Below are 21,558 nucleotides of genomic sequence, written 5' to 3'. Positions count from 1 at the left end.
TGATCAATCCGAAAAACCGTAAACGGTGGCTCAATACCACGAACCGGCGACCTAAATCAGGAGCTGAATCTCTTTCAGGAGCTGAATCTGTTCCTGCTGAATCTGTCCTGTTTTGGGAAGCCATCTGCGTTGGGTGCTCGGATGATGAAAAAACAAGATACTAGATCCTGCCTCAACTTCTTCCGTCTCTGCAATTAAGCCCTCGACGATGGTTTGTTCAATAACCCCTGACTCTAAAAAGAACTCCACCAATCGCCAAACAACCCCAACGGTCTTTGATAACCCGCCGAATCGACAAAAGCGAAAGCGTCTCTCCGGCAGCCCAAAGTCTTACAAAATCATTTTTTGACCTTAACGCATGCTGGTCTGGTCAACCCGGACTCCTATTCCCATAGTGCTGGAGATCGAGATCTTTCTTAGATAAATACCTTTGGATGTCGCGGGCTTAGACTTGTTCAGCGCATCCAGCAATGCGGATATGTTTTGAGTTAACGCTTCCACGCTGAATGACGCACGCCCGATGGGGCACTGAACGATACCCGCTTTATCGGCTCGATATTGAACTTGACCTGCCTTGGCATTTCTGACCGCTCCCGCAACGTCCGGGGTAACGGTACCCACCTTGGGGTTGGGCATCAAGCCGCGCGGGCCGAGAATTTGACCGAGTTGTCCGACAATACGCATGGCATCCGGGCTGGCGATCGCCACATCAAAATCGATATTGCCCGCCTTGATCCGCTCCGCAAGGTCTTCAAATCCCACAATGTCAGCACCCGCTGCAAGCGCTTCCCTGGCTTTATCTCCTTGAGCGAACACGGCTACGCGGGCGGTCTTGCCCGTACCCGCCGGCAAAACCACTGATCCCCGCACCGTCTGGTCCGATTTTTTCGCGTCAATGCCAAGATTGACAGCCACGTCGACTGACTCATCGAATTTTGCAGTCGCCGTTTCCTTGATGATCTTGAACGCCTCGGGCAATGGATAAGATTTGGTGCGATCCACCTTTCCGCTAATCTCCTTGAAACGCCGCGATATATGCGCCATGTTATATACCCTCCACTTCGATACCCATGCTGCGAGCGCTGCCGGCAATAGTGCGAACTGCCGCATCCATGTTTGCTGCCGTCAGATCGGGCATCTTTGCCTGTGCGATTTCTTCCGCCTGCTTTCTTGTCAAACGCCCTATCTTATCGGTGTGGGGCTTGGGACTGCCTTTGCTCACTCCGGCTGCTTTCTTTATCAGCACGGTCGCAGGCGTGGTCTTCATAGTGAAAGTGAAGCTCTTGTCGGCATACGCGGTTATTACAACCGGCACCGGTAGCCCAACTTCCATTTTCTGCGTAGCGGCATTGAATGCCTTGCAAAACTCCATGATATTGAGTCCCCGCTGGCCTAGCGCGGGGCCAATTGGCGGGCTGGGGTTGGCCTTGCCCGCCGGTACCTGCAGCTTGATATAGCCGACTATTTTTTTTGCCACGACAATTCTCCTCTTGGGTACAAGCGAACGTATTGTTCTCCCCGTTTAATAAACAAGACGGCGGCACTCCCCATCCCTGCGGAAGCGCTCGCCTCTATTTCATCTTCAAGCTTTTTCGACTTGGCTGAAATCCAGTTCCACGGGGGTGGGTCGGCCAAAAATGGAAACTGAAACCCTGATTTTACTTTTGTCATAATTGACATCTTCCACATTCCCGTGGAAATCAGTAAATGGCCCTTCCTTGACCCGGACGGCCTCGCCCGGTTCGAAAAGAACCTTGGGCTTGGGTTTCTCTACACCTTCCTGAATCTGATGAAGGATGTTCTGTACTTCCTTATCGCTGATCGGGGTTGGTTTCATTGCCGAACCCCCGATAAATCCGGTAACTTTGGCGGTATTCTTGACCAGATGCCACGTTTCGTCGGTCATCTCCATCTCGACCAGCACATAGCCAGGAAAGAACTTCCGCTCGCTGAGATTCTTCTGACCGGCTTTCATTTCGATGACTTCTTCTACTGGAACCAATATCTGTCCAAATTTATCCTGCATACCAGCGCGATTGATGCGTTCTTTCAATGCGCGCTGCACGCTCTTCTCAAACCCGGAGTAGGCATGAACCACATACCATTTCTTATCCATTACCCCTCCTGTCCCATCAGATACTTCACCGCCAACAGCAACCCCGCATCCACCATCCATAAAAATATTGCCATCACCAGAACAAAGGCGAACACTATCCCGGTAGTCTGCATCGTTTCCTTGCGGCTCGGCCACACGACCCTCCGGGTTTCTTCCGATGACTCCTTACTGAACGCATAGAACTGTTTACCTTGAGGGGTAAACCACACTACTACCGCCGCCAGAACAATGCCAGCCAGGACCGAAATCACACGAATGACCATGGCGCCATCCCGCAGGTAATAAAAACCGGCAATACCTGCGATCAATAGCAGAAGCGCGAATCCCAACTTGATCTTATCCACTACTTTTTTCCACTCTGCCTTTAATGCTTGTCAGTAAATGAAGGGGTGTACGAGCTGATCATGCAAATCGCAGCCTCAGCCCATGATTCAGCGTATTGGGCGGCATTAAGAAGATACTTCGCTTCCATTGCGAAGCAAGCGGAATTGATGGTTTTTCAATGGTACTCCGTGTTTTGGCAGGCCAGGAGGGCATCGAACCCCCAACCTTCGGTTTTGGAGACCGACGCTCTGCCAATTGAGCTACTGGCCTGTATTCGTTGCGAGCCCAAAGCTGAAATCACAAAATTCACTCAAGTATATCGATGCACAAATCATCAGTTTGCAAGACTTCACCTCTCACAACTGATCTGCATCATCTGCACCACCTGATACTACTCAATAATTTTTGCCACCACACCTGCGCCGACGGTTCTTCCGCCTTCACGAATGGCAAAACGAAGACCCTCTTCCATGGCAATCGGCGCAATCAGGTTGACTGTCACCGATACATTGTCCCCAGGCATCACCATCTCAGTGCCCGCCGGCAATTCAATCGCACCCGTGACGTCCGTGGTCCGAAAGTAAAATTGGGGCCGATAGCCCTGGAAGAATGGGGTGTGACGTCCCCCTTCTTCTTTGCTCAGCACGTATATCTCGGCGGTAAATTTGGTATGCGGGGTGATCGAGCCAGGCTTGGCCAGCACTTGACCACGCTCGACTTCCTCGCGCTTGGTGCCTCGCAGCAATACCCCAACGTTGTCCCCTGCCTGCCCCTGGTCCAGCAGTTTCCTGAACATCTCCACGCCAGTACAGACTGTCTTGATCGTGGGCCGCAATCCGACTATCTCGATTTCTTCGCCCACCTTGACTACACCCCGCTCTACCCGCCCCGTTACCACCGTGCCGCGGCCAGAAATGGAGAAAACGTCTTCAACCGGCATCAGAAAGGGGCCGTCCACAGCCCGTACCGGCTCCGGTATGTAGCTGTCCAGTGCATCCGCAAGCTTGAATATGGAGGGCTCGCCTATATCGCTTTGGTCGCCTTCGAGCGCCTTCAGGGCAGAACCTATGACGATCGGGGTGTCGTCACCGGGAAAGTTGTATTTCGACAGCAGTTCGCGAACTTCCATCTCCACCAGTTCCAGCAGTTCGGCATCGTCCACCATGTCGGCTTTGTTCATGTACACCACAATGTAGGGTACTCCCACCTGACGCGCCAGCAGTATGTGCTCGCGTGTCTGCGGCATCGGTCCGTCCGCAGCCGATACCACCAGTATGGCCCCGTCCATCTGGGCCGCGCCCGTTATCATGTTCTTGACGTAGTCAGCATGACCAGGACAGTCAACGTGGGCGTAATGACGGCTCTTCGTCTCGTATTCAACATGCGCCGTGTTGATGGTGATGCCGCGCGCTTTCTCTTCCGGCGCCGAATCTATCTGCGCATAGCTCTTCGCCTCACCACCAAACTTCTTCGACAATACCATCGTGATCGCCGCCGTCAATGTGGTCTTGCCATGGTCCACATGCCCTATCGTCCCAACGTTCACGTGCGGCTTCGTCCGCTCAAATTTGCTCTTTGCCATGATGAAATCCTTTTTAAAGCACTTTTTCTTCTGTCAGGTTCTCAATTAAAGCCTATGTTAAAGCCTATGGAGCCCATGGCCAGGATTGAACTGGCGACCTCTCCCTTACCAAGGGAGTGCTCTGCCACTGAGCTACATGGGCAAGCATCGATCCTGCCTAATTACATTTCCTCATTACAATTCATTAACACTTGACGTTCGGCGACTCTTGGCTCTTTCAAAACAAACCTGCGATAGACTTGTTACTCATCTGGAGCGGGTGAAGGGAATCGAACCCTCGTCGTAAGCTTGGAAGGCTTCTGCTCTACCATTGAGCTACACCCGCGTCTGGCAACCGATGTGGATCGAAGCAACCAGTCAACTCATCACAGAAACCACCGCATGCGCCGCCCGCATGGCTGATTCATCCCTTTCTTTTTTCTCTTCTTCTTCCTTTAACCTGGCTCTTTAACTAGGCTTTTAAGAGTTGATAACGGAAAGCCAGCCGGTCCCAATTGGTGGAGGGGGAAGGATTCGAACCTTCGAAGGCAGAGCCGTCAGATTTACAGTCTGATCCCTTTGACCGCTCGGGAACCCCTCCAAACGAAACCGCTAATTGTGAATGTTTTGAGTTGACAAGTCAACGTGCATTTAAGGGTTTCTCTAGAAAACCGCTGAATAAGGGCCCGAGTTTGCAGATAGGTGTAGGGGAGGACGGCATTACAACCAACCCCTGGCGCTCCTCCTCGGAAGAGGCCAGAGGGTCGGCAGGCGCTATTCCGTGTCGCACTGTTGCAACAATACGGCCCTACACTACCTACGGTTCCAAGTATGTCGGTCCAACCCATGATGCGGATTAAACGGAGGCGAAAATGGAGAACGAAATCGAGTTGTTGAACGACTCGGATATACAGGAAAAACTGGAAGATGAAGGTATGGTGGGCGAGGAAGAGGTAGAAGGGATAGAAGAGGTAGAAGAGGTAGAAGAGGTAGAAGGGATAGAAGAGGAGGAACCGGAGGAAGAGGAAAGAATCTATCGCAAGGCCATCAAGACGGTTGAGAGCCACGAAAGAAAGCTGAACCTGCTTTATTCAGGCGCAGGGATGTACTGGCTTGGCATGTCGATTGGCTGGAAGGCGTTTCGCGTCGTGCATACCAGACGATCATCCTCAACTATAAGGGTTCGCGGGGTTACCCGGCATTTGCTCACCTTCCCCCATTGCAGCTATTGAAGCCCTCCCGGCGCATTCCCCGCAGAATACTGTTTGAGAAGCCGGAGCATATTTAAAAACGAATTCAATGCGTAGAGCCTTGCCGCAGGCCCAATAACTCAACATCAAATATCAATGCCGCGTTCGGAGGAATAACGTTCCCTGCCCCGTGCGCGCCGTAAGCCATTGCCGGGGGGATAATCAAAGTGCGCTGTCCTCCAACTTTCATCCCCGCAACACCCCGATCCCAGCCTTTAATTACGCGCCCCGCTCCAAGCAAAAACGAAAAAGGAGCGCCACGGTCGCGCGAACTATCGAACTTCGCGCCCTTCTTATCCGGTGCGGCTTCATCATAAAGCCAGCCGGTATAGTGCACTTCAACCATTTTGCCGACGACGGCTTCTTCGCCAGTCCCAACCTTTGTATCCTTTTTTATAAGCTCGGTCACGCTGGCCGCTCCTTTATTGGTTTCAGAAAATGCACCGGAAGACAACAGAGTCATGCCAAATATGGCCATGCTCAGTTTGATCAGCATATTTACTCTAAACATGTTTACCTCAATAATAAATAAGTCCGCGGAGCGCAAGCTACAGCGGGCAAGAATCGCATTATACCCGGGTAATCTGTGTCGAGATGCGATCATGACAACTTATCGCTACCGGGAGGATCTGAGCATGCGACCGGAGCTGGCAATGGATTAAAAGGAGGCAGGCGTGGGGAAAAGACGAGGGGATTTAGGGATGAGGCACGGATGAAACCAAGGATGAGTCAGGATGACTTCGGCAAGGATACATAATTCACGGTTAATACGTGCCGTTTATTTAGTCGGTGGTTTTGCCGCACTGATACTGGCTGTGGTGGGCATCGTATTGCCAGTATTACCGACGACTCCTTTTGTCCTCCTGGCGGCCGCATGTTTCGCACGTAGTTCAAAGCGCTTCCATGACATGCTCCTGGCCAACCGCATCGCCGGACCCGTTATCCACGAGTGGGTCGAGCACCGCAGCATTCGCCGTCAGGTCAAGCGCTGGGTGTACCTGTTGCTGGCACTGTCATTCGGCAGCTCCATGCTCTTCATGCCCTCTGGGTGGCATCAGGGGATGCTAGCCGTACTGGGTGTCGCCCTGGCCGTATTTGTCTGGCGCATACCCGTGAGGGATACCGATGCGGGATGAGGAGAAATGATGAGGAAGATTCTGAACTGTCTCCGACGGCCCAGTTGCAGCCTGTTTGGCAGCACCCGATGAAGCGGAGCCGCGACCGAATGACGAAGCAGCGTATCTCGAACACCCATCCATCCATTCATGGATCCATCCGAAGATTTTTCGGTGGGTAAAGCGCCGGACCCGGTCACCCCACAAACAGAAAGCGCGGGGAAAAATGGCTAAAGGGTAGTGTCATCATCCCTTACCGCGAACGCTGCATTTTCGTACGCTCTTATTCACGTACGCTCTTATTGTGGAGCAGCCTGTGGTTCAGCCACAAAGATTTCAACACGACGGTTTTTAGCCCGGTTCGCAAGCGTATCATTCGCCACAAGAGGCTGACGTGAGCCCCGGCCATCAATATTAATGCGACTGGCGGACACCCCCCGGCTCACCAGATAGTCGCGCGTACTGGCTGCACGGTTGAGCGATAACGGGTTATTGATGGCATCGCTACCTGAACTGTCCGTGTGGCCGATAATGCTCACCCGCGTGCCAGGATTGTTGGTAAGGCTTGTTGCAAAGCTATCCAGTACCGGTTTGAAATCAGATTTGATCTCTGCGCGGCCCGTATCGAAGGAAATATCGCTTGGTATATCCAGCTTCAGGCGATTATCGGACGTCCTGACTACCTGCACGCCAGTGCCTGCGGTGGCTTGTTCCATTTCCTTCTTTTGCTCTTCCATTTTTCGGGACCACACATTGCCCGCAATGGCCCCCAGGCCAGCGCCGGCAGCCCCGCCAATCGCTGCCCCTTTCCCTCCGCCCGCGATTGCCCCGATCAATGCTCCCGCACTCGCGCCTACTCCCGCCCCAATGGCCGTATCGCGGGTTCTTGGACTCATTTCGGGTGTGGCGCAACCGCTCAGCACCAAGATCGCTGCTACGGAAATAGTTGCCAACTGATTACGCATGATCTCTCCTCGTCTGTATTAACTTCTTCTGGTAGGAATGACTCCTGCTATTTATAACTATAACTGTAGCAGAGGAGATAAGAGATGCCAAAGTCGACGCGGGTAGCTACCAAAACCAATGATAAGCCAGAATATCTTCTATCTATCGACGAAGAAGCCAGTCCATTTTCGCGGACCTGAGTTATTCACTTAAATTCTTTTGAAAGAACGACAACCGAACGAAGAGAAAGCGTCATCACGGCTGCTCGCGATGACGCCATGTTAGCCCCTGCCTATGGCTGATGCGGCTGCCCGCTATGTTAAACGAATGAGCCGCGGGTCATCACTCCCGGTCATCGCCGCGAAGCGCTGGCAACGGGGTTGTTTTTTCCTTGCGCACTGCAAGTAGTTCTTCAGGATCGATGCGTAACGCTTCAAGAATCGTTGGGGCCACCTGCATGGTCTCAACCGGCGACTTTACCACTTTCTTCGATAGCCCGGGATGCGATACGATGAGCGCGACATTGGTATCGTCATTGCTAAAGCCCCCGTGTTCCGCGATCTTTTTCGACGACGTGGTGAAGATGACGCCGGGAGTGGGCAGCACGATAATATCCGGTGTTCGGCTATCGATGAGGGGATCGTTGAACCTGAGTTTCAGCAAATCGCCGGCAAGCACGTCCTGTATGTTAAGGGCTGTCTGGTTGGCACGCAAATAATCAGCTACCGCCTGGGTCTGACTTTGATCCTTCAGCCAGATAAGCGCAACGTCATCATCTGTAATCTTGGCGAACATGCCAGCGATTGCTGGGCTGACTTTGTCTTCCAATGTACCAATCTTGTTAACTTTAACCGGGTCTATTGGGCCTTGACCGTGCTTGGCGCTAATGATCATTAGGGTCGAATCGTAGATCCCCTCGTCCCTCAGTGCCTTCACTATTTTGCCCAAGGAAGCATCCGTTTGATCGAGCCCAAAAGCCAGAACTTCTGAGGGTGTGGCCAATGCATCGATATAGCCGCCGCGCTTTCCTTTCAGATTGGGCTGCGGTCGGGGATCGTTGTCTGATGCGATTTTCTGTCCAACGCTGACAGCCTGGAAATTCATCCCAAGAATGGTCGGCTTACCGACATTCTTTGTTCCGCTATGATCGAAGCCACGAATTTCGTTAATTACGGCATCGACCTTGAGCTTGTCGTTCGCAGCGGCGGTCACAACGCTAAACGTTGCGTCAAAACCGTTGACAATCGTTATCTCCGGTGTGTACAGATCATCCACGCCTTTTCCGGATGGTCCATTCACCAGATCGTAAGCAGGATGCTTATCTGCCCATGCTGTGCGGCCGCCGTGATTCTTGATGACTTCGAAGATAGTATTCACTTTTACGAACTGATGCGGAAATACCGGTTTGCAGTCGGGCCCCAACGGCAGCTTGGCCGGGTCGATACCGTCATTGGTAGCATTATCAATGGTTTCATCGAGTACGACTTCGGTTCCTGGAGTACCGCCGCATTTGCCCGGTGCAAAGAAAGTTCGGTCGTAACTGTTGTCGTAGAAAACTCCCGTCGAGCTCGGTGATCCGCCCGTAACGAGTGCCAATAGGCCAGGGAACGAGTCGGATGGTTTCGACGAGGATGCGTTGGTGTAGCGTACAGCATGCTGACTCAACGTTGCCAGCGCTGAACCCGGATGTGTCCGGATGTAATTCTCGACGTCAATTGCATGCATGCCATCCACGCTAATCAGCAATACATGCCGGACATGATGCTCCGTGGGAAAATGATGTTCGCTGTGTTCGCCGGCGTAGAGGTTAGCGGATATCACTAGGGCGGATGAGGCCAACAGCGACAGGGTAATCTTGCGAAACTGCATGGGGATCCTCCTTGGGGTGGGTACAACTGTGGGAGGTGTCACCCTACTCCATGTGTATTACGATTATTCGTGGCGAGTACGATCTCGGGTTAATCTTTAAGAACTATTATGCTGATTGCACCTTTTTTGCCACCTTTTGCTTCGGCTTCCTAGTATTGATAGCAAAGCTCGAGATGAGCGGTGTGACGAGAGGGGTGACATGCAACATGGCTTGTATTGCTTATGATCGAATCAAGCGCCAAAACGTCAGCAACGGAAGATAGGAAAGAGAATGCTCAAATGAGTATCGGAATACCCACTACGGAATACTGCCGTTGCATTATCCGCGTGGGTGATGCATGGCATGGATCCGCTTCAGCCGTTCCCGCGCCACGTGAGTATAAATTTGAGTGGTGGAAATGTCCGCGTGGCCCAACAGCAGTTGCACCACGCGCAAGTCGGCTCCGTGATTGAGGAGATGTGTAGCGAAAGCATGACGCAACGTATGGGGCGAAGGGAGCTTGGCTATGCCAGCCTGGCGGGCATAGCGTTTGATCAGATACCAGAATGCCTGGCGCGTCATGGCGGAGCCTCGAGCGGTTACAAACAGCGCATTGCTCAGCTTTTCGCCCAGTAAGCCTGGCCGAGTTTCTTTGGCGTAGCGGACTACCCATTCCAGCGCCTCCTCACCCAAAGGTGTAAGGCGCTCCTTTCCGCCCTTTCCCATAACCTTTACAACACCCATGCTCAAACTGATCTGCCCAGCTTCCAGGCTGACGAGCTCTGACACCCGCAGACCGCTGGCATACAATACCTCGAGCATGGTGCGGTCGCGCAATCCCAGCGGTTGTTGGACATCAGGCGCATGAAGTAATGCCTCAACCTCTGCTTCGGTCAGGCTGACAGGCAGACTGCGCGGTAGTTTGGGTGAATCGATGTTGAGGCTGGGGTCAGCCTGAACTTTTCCCTGCTGTAACAAAAAACGGTAGAACCGCTTTAAGCTGGAAAGCTCGCGGCTGGTCGTGCTGGCTTTGACCTTGGCGGAAACCTTTTGGGCAAGAAATCCGAGCAGGTCGGAATGCATTGCAGCGATGAATGCGCTGTCATTCTGTTTCGGTTTGCCAAGCCATTCTCCGAACTGTTGCAGATCACTGCGGTAGCTGTCCAGCGTGTTGCGCGACAGGCCATCTTCCAACCACAGGACGTCCAGGAATTCGTCCAGTAACGCCATATCAAGCTCAGACACGCTCATGGTGCAATAGCCAGCGCTTGATGGCGAGCGGGATCCCGTCACTCGCATTCATAAAGCCGCCCAACCCCCCGCTTTTGGCAATAACGCGATGGCAGGGAATAATGATGGGAAGGCGATTGGCGCCGCATGCCTGTCCTACGGCACGAGGAGCGGAATGCAACTGCGCAGCGATATCGGCATAGCTGCGCGTTGTGCCACTGGGGATATCCTGAATGGTACGCCATACCCGGCGCTGATGAATCGTGCCACCAATATGCATCGACAGATCGAATATGAAGCGCGGATCGGTCAAATACGCTTGTAATTGATCGCAAATCTCTCTCGCAAGAATGTTTTGCGGCGCAAGTGTAGGGGTATCGATGGGCAGATATTCAATATCCGTCAGCCAGTCTTCGTCGATGCGGAGACCGAGCACGGCAAACGGCGTAGCGAGCTTCGCCTGATAATCAGCCGATGGTTGCATCGTCAGGTTGGCCTTTGATTTACTCATGATCATTTATGTATCGGCATCGGCTCGACCTAGCAGGGCTACGAGGCGGGCCTGTTACAGGACTGGTTGCGAGCCGGTTTACCATAGCGCGTCAATAATTTTTTGCCCGCTTTGACTTTATGCGAACAGTCCGGCGATAATCGGCCATTATCCGGTTTGAGCAAGTCGTCGGCAAGACCTTGAATTAAGGAGTACGCGGTGAAATTCAGCATAAAAAAGGGAAGTCTGGAGAAGCAACGCAGTGCCTGCATGGTCGTGGGTATATTTGAGCCGCGTAAAATGAGCGAACCTGCGGAGGCTCTCGACACGATCGCCAACGGTTATATCAGCGCCATATTGCGCAGCGGCGATATGGAAGGCAAGGCAGGCTCCACGCTCATGTTGCATAACATTCCCGACACGCCGTGCGAGCGCGTATTGCTGGTGGGGCTTGGCAAAGAGTCAGAGCTAACCGAAAAGGGGTATCGCGACGCGGTACGTGCCGCCTTTAAGGCACTGAATGAGACCGGCGCCGCTGAGGCGGCCTTGTTTTTGACCGAGACGCCAGTCAAGGACCGCGACACCGCCTGGAAAGTCTCACAAACCGCGATTGTAGCCATGGAAACCATCTATCGCTTCGATCGGCTTAAAAGTAAAGTGGAGGAAACCAAACCCCGCCTGCACAAAGTCACGTTGCGCGCTGTCAACGCGGGCGGGGCGACGGAGCTTGCCGGGAGCGAAGAAGCCCTACAGCAGGGGCTTGCCATCGCGGAGGGTATGAATCTGGCTAAAGATCTAGGCAACCTTGCGCCTAATATCTGTACCCCAACCTATCTGGCGGAGCAAGCAGTGGGTATGGCCAAGACCCACAAACTCAAGGCTACTGTCCTCGAACAAAAGGATATGGAAAAGCTCGGCATGGGTGCGCTGCTCGCCGTTGCCCGCGGCAGCCATCAGCCCGCGAAGCTGATTGCCCTGGAATATTGGGGACGGCCAAAGAAAGAGAAACCTGTCGTACTGGTGGGTAAGGGTATCACTTTTGACACAGGCGGCATTTCCTTGAAGCCGGCGTCGGAAATGGATGAAATGAAGTACGACATGTGCGGCGCAGCCAGCGTGCTCGGCACCATTAGCGCAATCGCAAAAATGCGGCTCCCCCTGAACGTCGTCGGTGTCATTCCCACCACTGAGAATATGCCGGGCGGCAATGCCACCAAACCTGGCGACGTGGTTACCAGCATGTCGGGGCAAACCGTGGAAATTCTCAACACCGATGCTGAAGGACGGCTCATCTTGTGCGACGCACTGACTTATGCCGAGCGCTATGAACCGGAGACCGTTATAGACATCGCGACCCTGACGGGCGCTTGCGTCATTGCGCTCGGTCATGTCGCATCGGGCCTTCTTAGCACAGATGAGAAACTGGCTGAGGAATTGCTTTATGCCTCCGGGCGAGCGGCCGACCCTGCCTGGCGCCTGCCATTATGGGAAGATTACCAGGAGCAGCTCAAAAGTAATTTTGCCGATATGGCCAATATTGGCGGGCGCGCTGCCGGAACCATTACGGCCGCGTGCTTCCTTTCGCGTTTCACCAGGAAATACCGGTGGGCTCACCTGGACATTGCCGGCACCGCATGGAAATCAGGCAAGGAGAAAGGCGCTACCGGCCGACCGGTACCTTTGTTGACCCAATTTCTGATTGACCGGTCATTAAGGAAAACCTGACGTCGATTTGAATAGCATGACTGAAATCGACTTCTACTCTGGCGGTGGCGATAGGTTGGATGTCGCGTGCCGCCTCATCACGAAGGTTGTTCGCAAGGGTTTCAGAATAATGATCTACACACCCGACCTCGTGATGGTCGAACAACTGGATAATCTTCTGTGGACCTTCTCTCCAACGGATTTTATCCCGCACTGCCGGGTTGACGATAAGTTGGTCAATGTTACCCCGGTCATATTGGGCCACAAGGCCACCAAGCTCCCCCATGATGAAGTGTTGCTCAACCTGGATATAGAGAATCCCGTTTTTTTCAGTCGCTTCCGCCGCTTGATCGAAATTGCCGGAACAAGACCGGAAGATACTGAGGCGGCACGAAAACGGTACCGTTTTTACCAGGACCGGGGATATGAAATTCGCCATCACAAGCTTGGCTGGCAATAGTAATCGTTAACTCTGATTCGAAGAAATCGTCCGGTTCATCCATTATTCTCGGTCCGTTATAACCTCCTTATGATCTCCTTACCATCCCCTTAGCGAAACCGGGATATCCACATGACAAATGGCAATGACGTCTCTCAGGAAGCCCAATATGATGAGATCGTGAGCAAATTGGAGGCGTTACTGCAAAAACACAAACGCAAATCCTCAGCTACAATGGCAGCAGCGGGCGGCGCGGCGGCATATCCCAGCTCAATTACGGGAAGCATGGACGTGCCACTGACAGCGAACGACAATATTCCGACGCTCACTGAAACGGTTCATATCACTCCGGCGATGCTCTTGCCTCAGTCTGACATTACCTCCTTGCTTGGCCAAATCCTGGATTCTGCGCTCAATGATGCCGGTGTCGACCTGGATCCAGTTGCGCGGAAAGCGCTTGTACACGCGCTGGAAAGTCATCTGTTCGGCCTCTGAGCCATTCGCGGTTACCTCAGACTAGAGAGCTGTGCCGAAGCCACCATTTCATAAAGCTTTCGATCCTACCGCCCTGCCGGCGCTTCCTCTTCCGCTATAATGGCCGGTTTTAATGCAAGTCTTTGATAGATATATGGAACTTGAAAAAAGCTTCAACCCCCGCGCCATCGAAAACCATTGGTATTCAGTTTGGGAAGCGGCCGGCTATTTCAAGCCACTTTCGAATAACGCAGGGGCTGAAGGGGTTCCTGCTTATTGCATTATGCTGCCCCCTCCCAATGTGACCGGCACATTGCATATGGGGCACGCCTTTCAGCATACGTTGATGGACGCGCTTATCCGTTATCACCGTATGCGCGGCTACAATACGTTATGGCAGCCAGGCACGGATCATGCCGGGATCGCCACCCAGATTGTGGTGGAGCGCCAACTGGATCAGCAAAATATCGACCGGCGCGACCTGGGGCGCGAAGAATTCGTCAAGCGCGTGTGGGAATGGAAAGCGGGATCGGGCTCCACCATTAGCCGCCAGATGAGGCGGTTGGGTGCATCATGCGACTGGTCGCGTGAGCGTTTCACCATGGATCCGGAATTATCACGGGCCGTGACCGAGGTTTTCGTGCGGCTCTATCGCGATGGCCTCATTTATCGGGGCAAGCGCCTGGTCAATTGGGATCCGGTGCTGCAAACCGCTGTATCCGACCTGGAAGTGATATCGGTGGAGGAAGAAGGATTTCTCTGGCACATCCGGTATCCGCTCGAAAAAATTGCAGGCGGGATCCCGGATGAGAAAGAGGCAGATGGATTGATCGTCGCCACGACCCGCCCCGAAACCATGCTGGGCGATATGGCGGTCGCCGTGCATCCGGACGATGCACGTTACCGTCATCTGATCGGCCGCCATGCGCGCCTGCCGTTATGCGAACGAAACATTCCCATTATTGCCGATCCCTACGTCGATCCCGCGTTCGGCACTGGGTGCGTCAAAATCACTCCCGCGCATGATTTCAACGACTATCAGGTGGGACAACGGCATAAACTCGTTCCCCTCAACATTTTCACACTGGAGGGAAGGATCAACGATCTTGCGCCTGTCGAGTATCAAGGCCTGGATCGTTTTGACGCTCGCAAGAAGGTTATCGCGGACTTGGAACAACAAGGGTTTCTGGTTGAAACAAAGCCGCACAAGCTGATGGTCCCGAGGGGCGACCGAACCCATGCGGTGATCGAGCCGATGCTTACCGACCAATGGTATGTAGCAATGGAAGGTCTTGCCAAGAGCGGACTGGAGGCAGTGGCAGGTGCCGATGTAAAGTTCATTCCGGAAAACTGGAGCCACGTCTACAACCAATGGCTCGAAAACATCCAGGACTGGTGCATTTCCCGCCAATTGTGGTGGGGCCACCGCATCCCCGCATGGTATGACGAAGACGGAAATATCTTTGTCGCGCATGATTTGAAGGAAGCGCAACGCCAGGCTGGCGCACACAAGCTCATGCAGGATGAGGATGTCCTGGATACCTGGTTTTCGTCCGCGCTCTGGCCGTTCTCCACGCTCGGCTGGCCTGATGAAACGCCAGAGCTCAAGATGTTTTTGCCTACGTCCGTTCTGATCACCGGCTTTGACATCATTTTCTTCTGGGTCGCGCGCATGGTCATGATGTCGCTCTACTTTACCGGCAAGGTGCCGTTCCGGGAAGTCTATATAACCGGGCTGATCCGCGACGCGGAAGGCCACAAGATGAGCAAATCGAAGGGCAATGTGCTGGATCCGCTGGATCTCATCGATGGCATTACGTTACCGGAACTGATTTTCAAGCGTGCGACCGGCCTGATGAATCCCGGGCAGGCGGAATCCATCGAGAAACTCACGCGCAAGCAATTCCCCGACGGCATTCCCGCATTTGGCGCCGATGCGCTGCGTTTCACCTTTGCCAGCCTCGCTTCACATGGCCGTGATATTAAATTCGATATGCAGCGCTGCGAAGGTTATCGGAATTTCTGCAACAAGCTGTGGAATGCTACGCGTTACGTATTGATGAACTGCACGGGAAAAGATACGGGGTTGGTTGCAGATTTGGACGTACAGCCCGTTTATGCACAGCCACTGGCACATCTGGACACCGACAAGTGGATCATTAGCCGCCTGCAACATGCGGAAAGCGTGGTGGAGCAGGCCTTCCATGACTACCGCTTCGATATTGCGGCACGAGAAATCTATGAATTTGTCTGGGACGAGTACTGTGACTGGTACGTGGAGTTTGCGAAGGTACAGTTGAATAGCGGTACTGAATCCGTACAGCGCGCTACTCGCCATACTTTGGTGCAGGTGTTGGAAGCAGCGTTGCGGCTTGCCCATCCTATCATTCCCTTCATTACGGAAGAACTGTGGCAGAACGTCGCGCCGCTTTCCGGGAAAACGGGTCCGAGCATTATGCTCCAGCCCTATCCCGAACCCGACCCTATGAAAATCAGCGAAGACGCCATCGCACATATCGCTTTACTCAAGGACATGATTAACGCCTGCCGCACGCTGCGCGGAGAAATGAATCTATCCCCAGCGTTAAAAGTGCCTCTGTTTACCGCGGGAAACGCGCAGGCACTTGCTGAATTTACCCCTTACCTGGTGGCGTTGGCTAAGCTGTCCGCTGTTGAAATCATGGATGAATTGCCCGACGCCGAGGCGCCGGTCGCAATCGTCGGCGAGTTCAGATTGATGCTGAAAATCGAAGTGGATAAAGAAGAGGAGCGCGCTCGCCTGGCCAAGGAAATCGCTCGCATCGAGAGCGAAATCGTTAAAGCGGAAAACAAGCTTGGCAATACCAGCTTTGTTGAGCGCGCACCGGCCAGGGTGGTGGAGCAGGAAAAAGAGCGGCTTGCAAGCTTCGGCGCAACGCTGCAAAAGGTGAAAGAACAGCTGCGGAAACTGGGCTGAGCATGGCTGTTTTTACCGACGATGATTCCGGTTGCAAATTAAACGCCGCACCTGCATACGTCCCCGCCCGCGAGGAATATCCCGAAGGTCTGGCAACTGTCCCGCAAGCGCTTGTAGAAAAGCGAAGCTACCGCGGCAAGAAACATAAAAAGCACATAAGCAACAGAAGGGATTGCCAGTAAAAAATTCAAGCAACCGGCTTGCCTGCGTTATAATCACCAGATAAACAAATAAATACCTCTAGCTCTGCATTTATAAAGGCGGAGATTTACGGAAAGAGAAAGGGGGAAACAATCATAATCATCTTATTAGGTGGCCCCGGGGCGGGTAAAGGCACCCAAGCCAATTTCATTAAGGAATATTTCGGCATTCCGCAGATTTCTACCGGCGATATGCTGCGCGCCGCTGTGAAGGCGGGTACCGAACTCGGCATCATGGCCAAAAGAATCATGGATGCGGGCGGCCTTGTATCCGACGATATCATTATTGGCCTGGTTAAAGCCCGTATCGCGCAGCCGGACTGCAGGAAAGGTTTTCTCTTCGATGGATTCCCTCGCACCATTCCGCAAGCGGACTCAATGAAGGCCGCTGGCGTACCGATCAATTTCGTTATTGAAATTGACGTGTCCGATGAAGAAATCATCAGGCGCCTGTCGGGTCGCCGCATGCATCCCGGTTCGGGCCGTATTTATCATATGATATTTAACCCTCCCAAATTGGATAACAGGGATGATGTAACCGGCGAGCCGCTGATCCAGCGCGACGATGACAAGGAGGAAACCGTAAGAAAACGGCTGGAAATCTATCACGCTCAGACTAAACCGTTGGTAGAATACTATGCCAGATGGTCAGCTCATGGCGGAAAGGGTGCCCCCAAATATGTAAAAGTAGCGGGGATCGGATCGGTTGAAAATATCCGTGATGCCATTTTCGCGTCACTGAAATAACTTCAATCAAAGTCCTGGCGGGATTTGAGCTTTTAGTCTTTCAGTATTACCCGCCTTTTAATCGCGAATAAAAGCACTACTGCAGAGGCAGCGATCCCGGACGCTGCCGGATGCATATTGGCGCCGACAAGACTATAGCGCCAGGGAGAAAGCGTGCCGGTTCATACGCCGGCGGTAGCACAAGGATTTTAATTATCAGGGGAGAAACATGGCAGCAAAGAACGCCTTTTATGCTCAATCCGGCGGGGTCACCGCCGTCATCAATGCTTCCGCCGCTGGCGTTATCGAAACCGCGCGCCAGCAGAAGGGGAAGATCGGTAAGATTTACGCGGGCCGTAACGGTATTATCGGCGCGCTTACCGAAGATCTGATCGATACCAGCAAGGATTCCATCACGGCAATCCGAGCGCTGCGCCATACTCCATCAGGCGCTTTTGGATCTTGCCGTTATAAATTGAAAAGCCTGGAACAGAACCGGCGCGAGTACGAACGCCTGATCGAAGTATTTAAAGCCCATAACATCGGCTATTTTTTTTATAACGGCGGCGGCGATTCGGCTGATACCTGCCTAAAGGTATCCCAACTGGCCGATACGCTAGGCTATCCTGTCCAGGCCGTTCATGTGCCGAAAACAGTGGATAACGATCTGCCCATTACGGACTGCTGCCCCGGTTTTGGCTCGGTCGCGAAATATATTGCTGTCTCAACGCTTGAAGCAAGCTTTGACGTAGCCAGCATGTCGAAAACATCGACAAAGGTATTCGTGCTGGAAGTGATGGGACGACATGCCGGCTGGATTGCGGCGGCGGGCGGCCTGGCATCCGGCAAGGACGGTGAAATACCGATCGTTATCCTTTTCCCGGAGATCCCGTTCGACCGAACGAAATTCCTTGCCAAGGTGGACAGTCATGTCAAGAAGTTCGGCTACTGCTCTGTCGTGGTATCCGAGGGGGTGAAAGGAGAGGACGGCAATTTCCTTTCCGATCAAGGCCTGCGCGACGCTTTCGGCCATGCCCAACTGGGCGGTGTGGCCCCTGTTGTGGCAAATATCATCAAAGAGGGGTTGGGCCTTAAATATCACTGGGGGGTAGCTGATTATCTGCAACGCGCCGCCCGCCACATCGCGTCGAAAACGGATGTGGAGCAGGCCTACGCAATGGGCAAGGCCGCTGTGGAATTCGCCATCGGCGGGCACAACTCGGTAATGCCCACGGTAGAGCGTACCTCCAGCAAGCCCTATAAATGGAAGGTGGGCATGGCACAGCTATCGAAAGTTGCCAACGTCGAAAAAATGATGCCCAAGAACTTCATCAGCAAGGATGGTTTTGGGATTACGGACAAATGCCGGGAATACCTCGCTCCTCTCATCAAAGGGGAAGACTATCCCCCCTATAAGGACGGTTTACCCAGCTATGTCAGGCTGAAGAATGTGGCAGTTCCGAAGAAATTGAGCGATTTTACGATCTGAGCCTTTACAAGCTATGGTGCAGGCGTGGGCAACCTGATCTTCGCGCTCAAAAGTAAGGATGGCACCTTAAAAAACAAATCGTATTTCGCATATGTGCTCAGGCGATCTGAATTTAACTGGAGATTTGAATGGCTAATGGTTTAATCATCGCAATCGGTTGTGCGATGGCGGCACTCGTGTATGGAGTGCTAATGATAAAATGGATTGTAGCGCTGCCTACGGGTAACGAGCGCATGCGGGATATTGCTCTTGCTATTCAGCAGGGCGCTTCGGCTTATTTGAACCGCCAATACACCACCATCAGCATTGTGGGTGTTATTCTGCTGATGGCGATTTTTTTGGCCTTGGGCTGGCAAACCGCAGTGGGGTTCGCTCTTGGCGCATTTCTGTCGGGCCTGACCGGTTATATCGGCATGAACGTGTCGGTACGCGCGAATGTTCGCACTGCGGAAGCCGCCCGCCATGGCCTCAATGCCGCGCTGGATGTAGCCTTCAAAGGCGGTGCGATCACCGGCATGCTGGTTGTGGGATTGGGTTTGCTGGGCGTAGCGGGCTATTTTGCGGTCCTTATCGGCATGGGCGCCACCGAAGCGCAGGCAACGCATGCTCTGGTGGGTGTGGCGTTTGGCAGTTCGCTTATTTCCATTTTTGCCCGCCTTGGAGGCGGCATTTTCACTAAAGGTGCGGACGTCGGCGCCGACTTGGTGGGTAAGGTTGAGGCAGGCATTCCCGAGGATGATCCGCGCAATCCGGCGGTCATCGCTGACAACGTTGGCGATAATGTCGGTGACTGTGCCGGTATGGCTGCGGACCTGTTTGAAACCTATGCCGTGACCATTATCGCCACCATGCTGCTGGGCGGTCTCCTGATTACCGATGCGGGTCCTCACGCGGTACTCTACCCGCTGGTATTAGGTGGAGTCTCCATCATCGCTTCCATTATCGGCTGCTATTTTGTCAAGGCACGCGAGGGCGGCAAGATCATGAATGCGCTGTACCGTGGTCTGGCAGTTGCGGGTGGGCTGGCGGCAATCGCTTATTATCCCATCACTACCATAATGCTGGGCGACGGTGTCATGATCGAGGGCAAACTGGTCTCATCGTTGAATCTGTACCTTTCCGTCCTGGTCGGCCTGGCGCTGACTGCCGCCATGGTATGGATTACCGAATACTACACCTCCACCGAATACGCGCCAGTGAGGCATATCGCGGAAGCATCCAGTACTGGCCACGGCACGAATGTAATTGCCGGATTGGGCGTTTCCATGAAATCGACCGCCGCTCCCGTGCTCGTGGTTTGCCTCTCCATCTGGTGCACTTACGAGCTGGCAGGACTGTATGGCATCGCCATTGCCGCCACTTCAATGTTGTCGATGGCGGGCATCATCGTGGCACTCGACGCCTACGGCCCCATTACCGACAACGCCGGCGGCATCGCGGAAATGGCCGGCTTGCCGCCGGAGGTGCGCGATATCACCGATCCGCTGGATGCCGTGGGCAACACCACCAAGGCGGTGACCAAAGGCTACGCTATCGGCTCGGCTGGTCTGGCAGCGCTGGTGCTGTTCGCGGATTATACTCACGCACTCTCCAGCGGCGGCAAGATCGTAAACTTCGATTTATCCGATCACATGGTGATCATTGGCCTGTTTATCGGTGGTATGGTGCCCTATCTGTTCGGCGCCATGGCGATGGAAGCCGTCGGTCGCGCGGCCGGTTCGGTGGTGGTGGAAGTGCGCCGGCAGTTCAAGGAAATACCCGGCATCATGGAAGGCACGGCCAAACCTGATTACTCCAGAGCGGTGGACATGGTAACCAAAGCGGCCATCAAGGAAATGATTGTTCCCTCATTGTTGCCGGTAGCGGTGCCCGTGCTCGTCGGCCTCCTGCTTGGTCCGGTTGCTCTGGGTGGTGTCCTGATTGGTGCCATCATTACCGGCATTTTCGTAGCCATTTCGATGACTGCCGGTGGCGGAGCCTGGGATAACGCCAAGAAATATATCGAAGACGGCAACTTTGGCGGCAAGGGCTCGGAGGCGCATAAAGCGGCGGTAACTGGCGACACCGTCGGCGATCCTTACAAGGATACTGCCGGCCCCGCAATCAACCCGCTCATCAAGATCATGAATATCGTAGCCTTGCTCATTGTGCCGCTGATATAAAACCAGATTGTGTTTTCTGCAAAGCACGCCGGTCGTTCGGCGTGCTTTATTTTTTACCGCACTCATGGTCTGCTTCTTCAATGGTTCCTCGACACCCCATTCTCCATGAACAATAAAATTATCCTCAGTCTCGATGATGCCAAAACCATTGCGGCTGCGTCAGAGGCTGAAGCCAGACACAACGATTGGCCGGTTGTGATTGCAATTGTCGATGATGGGGGTCACCTCATCCATCTCCTGCGCCTCGACAATACTCAATTCGGCAGCGTTGAAGTTGCGATTGAAAAAGCCCATTCCGCCATTGCCTTTCGCCGCCCTACCAAGGTGTGGGAGGACCATATTGCGGAGGGGCGCATGCGGTATCTCGGCCTGCCCGGAGCCGTACCGATTGAAGGAGGTTTGCCCATCTATGCCGGCGGTCAATTCATCGGTGCTGTGGGAGTCAGCGGAGTGAGATCCAACCAGGATGCACAGATTGCGCAAGCCGGGCTGGACACATGGTTGAACGCCCGCTGATCAGACTCCGCC

At 53.6% G+C, this 21,558-nt stretch carries 20 protein-coding genes and 4 tRNA genes; 10 read left to right on the top strand and 14 right to left on the bottom strand.

Features of this window, described 5'->3' with window-relative positions; genetic code table 11:
• Window positions 1-351: 351 nt before the first annotated feature.
• From rplA to BMX00_RS02425, 9 genes are all read right to left on the bottom strand, one after another.
• Window positions 352-1,044: a 50S ribosomal protein L1 gene (gene rplA / locus BMX00_RS02465; RefSeq protein WP_090826698.1), complete on the bottom strand. Its 693-nt coding sequence runs from the start codon at window positions 1,042-1,044 to the stop codon at window positions 352-354.
• A 1-nt stretch (window position 1,045) separates the two neighbouring features.
• The gene (gene rplK, locus BMX00_RS02460) at window positions 1,046-1,477 is read right to left on the bottom strand and encodes a 50S ribosomal protein L11 (RefSeq protein WP_090826696.1); all 432 of its coding nucleotides are present in this window, start codon (window positions 1,475-1,477) and stop codon (window positions 1,046-1,048) included.
• Window positions 1,478-1,582: 105 nt separating this feature from the next.
• Complete coding sequence (nusG, locus tag BMX00_RS02455; RefSeq protein ID WP_090826694.1) at window positions 1,583-2,116, bottom strand: transcription termination/antitermination protein NusG; 534 nt, start codon at window positions 2,114-2,116, stop codon at window positions 1,583-1,585.
• Complete coding sequence (secE, locus tag BMX00_RS02450) at window positions 2,116-2,460, bottom strand: preprotein translocase subunit SecE (protein ID WP_090826692.1); 345 nt, start codon at window positions 2,458-2,460, stop codon at window positions 2,116-2,118. Before secE ends, nusG begins: the two co-directional genes overlap by 1 nt.
• A 174-nt stretch (window positions 2,461-2,634) precedes the next feature.
• Window positions 2,635-2,710 (bottom strand) — tRNA-Trp (locus BMX00_RS02445).
• A gap of 121 nt (window positions 2,711-2,831) precedes the next feature.
• Entirely contained in the window at window positions 2,832-4,022 is a 1,191-nt protein-coding gene (tuf, locus tag BMX00_RS02440) for an elongation factor Tu (protein WP_090826690.1), read from the bottom strand.
• Between the two features lie 67 nt (window positions 4,023-4,089).
• Window positions 4,090-4,164, bottom strand: a tRNA-Thr gene (locus BMX00_RS02435).
• A 109-nt stretch (window positions 4,165-4,273) separates the two neighbouring features.
• Window positions 4,274-4,347 (bottom strand) — tRNA-Gly (locus BMX00_RS02430).
• Between the two features lie 170 nt (window positions 4,348-4,517).
• Window positions 4,518-4,602 (bottom strand) — tRNA-Tyr (locus BMX00_RS02425).
• Window positions 4,603-4,873: 271 nt separating this feature from the next.
• Here BMX00_RS02425 and BMX00_RS02420 point away from each other — a divergent pair.
• A complete protein-coding gene (locus BMX00_RS02420) occupies window positions 4,874-5,233 on the top strand; it encodes a hypothetical protein (RefSeq protein ID WP_090826688.1) in 360 nt (119 codons plus the stop codon).
• 64 nt (window positions 5,234-5,297) lie between these two features.
• Here BMX00_RS02420 and BMX00_RS02415 read toward each other — a convergent pair whose 3' ends face one another.
• A complete protein-coding gene (locus BMX00_RS02415) occupies window positions 5,298-5,762 on the bottom strand; it encodes an FKBP-type peptidyl-prolyl cis-trans isomerase (protein ID WP_090826686.1) in 465 nt (154 codons plus the stop codon).
• A 223-nt stretch (window positions 5,763-5,985) separates the two neighbouring features.
• Here BMX00_RS02415 and BMX00_RS02410 point away from each other — a divergent pair, with 223 nt between their 5' ends.
• Complete coding sequence (locus BMX00_RS02410) at window positions 5,986-6,387, top strand: YbaN family protein (protein WP_090826684.1); 402 nt, start codon at window positions 5,986-5,988, stop codon at window positions 6,385-6,387.
• A gap of 278 nt (window positions 6,388-6,665) precedes the next feature.
• Here the strand turns inward: BMX00_RS02410 and BMX00_RS02405 are convergent, their stop codons facing one another.
• From BMX00_RS02405 to BMX00_RS02385, 4 genes are all read right to left on the bottom strand, one after another.
• On the bottom strand, window positions 6,666-7,331 hold the full coding sequence (locus BMX00_RS02405; RefSeq protein ID WP_090826683.1) for a YiaD family glycine zipper/OmpA-like lipoprotein: 666 nt from the start codon (window positions 7,329-7,331) through the stop codon (window positions 6,666-6,668).
• Between the two features lie 322 nt (window positions 7,332-7,653).
• A complete protein-coding gene (locus tag BMX00_RS02400) occupies window positions 7,654-9,180 on the bottom strand; it encodes an alkaline phosphatase family protein (protein WP_090826681.1) in 1,527 nt (508 codons plus the stop codon).
• Window positions 9,181-9,499: 319 nt separating this feature from the next.
• Entirely contained in the window at window positions 9,500-10,411 is a 912-nt protein-coding gene (gene xerD / locus BMX00_RS02390; protein WP_090826677.1) for a site-specific tyrosine recombinase XerD, read from the bottom strand.
• A complete protein-coding gene (locus tag BMX00_RS02385) occupies window positions 10,398-10,901 on the bottom strand; it encodes a methylated-DNA--[protein]-cysteine S-methyltransferase (protein ID WP_090826893.1) in 504 nt (167 codons plus the stop codon). Before BMX00_RS02385 ends, xerD begins: the two co-directional genes overlap by 14 nt.
• Window positions 10,902-11,099: 198 nt before the next feature.
• Between BMX00_RS02385 and BMX00_RS02380 the strand changes: the two genes are divergently transcribed.
• The 8 genes from BMX00_RS02380 to BMX00_RS02340 all read left to right on the top strand — a co-directional run bounded on the left by BMX00_RS02380 (window position 11,100) and on the right by BMX00_RS02340 (window position 21,546).
• Window positions 11,100-12,605 (top strand): leucyl aminopeptidase, encoded by a 1,506-nt coding sequence (locus BMX00_RS02380; RefSeq protein ID WP_090826675.1) that lies wholly within the window; start codon window positions 11,100-11,102, stop codon window positions 12,603-12,605.
• A gap of 16 nt (window positions 12,606-12,621) precedes the next feature.
• Window positions 12,622-13,044, top strand: coding sequence for a DNA polymerase III subunit chi (locus BMX00_RS02375; protein WP_090826673.1), 423 nt, complete (start codon window positions 12,622-12,624; stop codon window positions 13,042-13,044).
• Window positions 13,045-13,155: 111 nt separating this feature from the next.
• A complete protein-coding gene (locus tag BMX00_RS02370) occupies window positions 13,156-13,518 on the top strand; it encodes a hypothetical protein (RefSeq protein WP_090826671.1) in 363 nt (120 codons plus the stop codon).
• 133 nt (window positions 13,519-13,651) lie between these two features.
• Window positions 13,652-16,453, top strand: coding sequence for a valine--tRNA ligase (locus BMX00_RS02365; protein ID WP_090826669.1), 2,802 nt, complete (start codon window positions 13,652-13,654; stop codon window positions 16,451-16,453).
• A 293-nt stretch (window positions 16,454-16,746) separates the two neighbouring features.
• Window positions 16,747-17,400 carry an adenylate kinase gene (gene adk, locus BMX00_RS02355; protein ID WP_090826665.1) on the top strand — a complete coding sequence of 218 codons (654 nt, stop codon included), beginning with the start codon at window positions 16,747-16,749 and terminating at the stop codon, window positions 17,398-17,400.
• 208 nt (window positions 17,401-17,608) lie between these two features.
• Window positions 17,609-18,868, top strand: coding sequence for a 6-phosphofructokinase (locus BMX00_RS02350; protein ID WP_090826663.1), 1,260 nt, complete (start codon window positions 17,609-17,611; stop codon window positions 18,866-18,868).
• 128 nt (window positions 18,869-18,996) lie between these two features.
• On the top strand, window positions 18,997-21,030 hold the full coding sequence (locus BMX00_RS02345; RefSeq protein WP_090826661.1) for a sodium-translocating pyrophosphatase: 2,034 nt from the start codon (window positions 18,997-18,999) through the stop codon (window positions 21,028-21,030).
• A gap of 105 nt (window positions 21,031-21,135) precedes the next feature.
• Window positions 21,136-21,546 carry a GlcG/HbpS family heme-binding protein gene (locus tag BMX00_RS02340; RefSeq protein ID WP_090826891.1) on the top strand — a complete coding sequence of 137 codons (411 nt, stop codon included), beginning with the start codon at window positions 21,136-21,138 and terminating at the stop codon, window positions 21,544-21,546.
• Window positions 21,547-21,558: the final 12 nt, after the last annotated feature.

It is taken from the genome of Nitrosovibrio tenuis, from assembly GCF_900109785.1.
Classification (GTDB): Bacteria; Pseudomonadota; Gammaproteobacteria; order Burkholderiales; family Nitrosomonadaceae; genus Nitrosospira; species Nitrosospira tenuis_A.
The sequence above is the reverse complement of the archived record's forward strand: the minus strand, read 5'-3'. Positions and strand labels throughout refer to the sequence as shown.

Excerpts from the sequence above, each read along its gene's own strand:
- rplA (WP_090826698.1), bottom strand. The coding sequence starts at position 1,044 with ATGGCGCATATATCGCGGCGTTTCAAGGAGATTAGCGGAAAGGTGGAT.
- nusG (WP_090826694.1), bottom strand. The coding sequence starts at position 2,116 with ATGGATAAGAAATGGTATGTGGTTCATGCCTACTCCGGGTTTGAGAAG.
- tuf (WP_090826690.1), bottom strand. The coding sequence starts at position 4,022 with ATGGCAAAGAGCAAATTTGAGCGGACGAAGCCGCACGTGAACGTTGGG.
- BMX00_RS02420 (WP_090826688.1), top strand. The coding sequence starts at position 4,874 with ATGGAGAACGAAATCGAGTTGTTGAACGACTCGGATATACAGGAAAAA.
- BMX00_RS02415 (WP_090826686.1), bottom strand. The coding sequence starts at position 5,762 with ATGTTTAGAGTAAATATGCTGATCAAACTGAGCATGGCCATATTTGGC.
- BMX00_RS02410 (WP_090826684.1), top strand. The coding sequence starts at position 5,986 with ATGACTTCGGCAAGGATACATAATTCACGGTTAATACGTGCCGTTTAT.
- BMX00_RS02405 (WP_090826683.1), bottom strand. The coding sequence starts at position 7,331 with ATGCGTAATCAGTTGGCAACTATTTCCGTAGCAGCGATCTTGGTGCTG.
- BMX00_RS02400 (WP_090826681.1), bottom strand. The coding sequence starts at position 9,180 with ATGCAGTTTCGCAAGATTACCCTGTCGCTGTTGGCCTCATCCGCCCTA.
- xerD (WP_090826677.1), bottom strand. The coding sequence starts at position 10,411 with ATGAGCGTGTCTGAGCTTGATATGGCGTTACTGGACGAATTCCTGGAC.
- BMX00_RS02385 (WP_090826893.1), bottom strand. The coding sequence starts at position 10,901 with ATGAGTAAATCAAAGGCCAACCTGACGATGCAACCATCGGCTGATTAT.
- BMX00_RS02375 (WP_090826673.1), top strand. The coding sequence starts at position 12,622 with ATGACTGAAATCGACTTCTACTCTGGCGGTGGCGATAGGTTGGATGTC.
- BMX00_RS02370 (WP_090826671.1), top strand. The coding sequence starts at position 13,156 with ATGACAAATGGCAATGACGTCTCTCAGGAAGCCCAATATGATGAGATC.
- BMX00_RS02365 (WP_090826669.1), top strand. The coding sequence starts at position 13,652 with ATGGAACTTGAAAAAAGCTTCAACCCCCGCGCCATCGAAAACCATTGG.
- BMX00_RS02350 (WP_090826663.1), top strand. The coding sequence starts at position 17,609 with ATGGCAGCAAAGAACGCCTTTTATGCTCAATCCGGCGGGGTCACCGCC.
- BMX00_RS02345 (WP_090826661.1), top strand. The coding sequence starts at position 18,997 with ATGGCTAATGGTTTAATCATCGCAATCGGTTGTGCGATGGCGGCACTC.
- BMX00_RS02340 (WP_090826891.1), top strand. The coding sequence starts at position 21,136 with ATGAACAATAAAATTATCCTCAGTCTCGATGATGCCAAAACCATTGCG.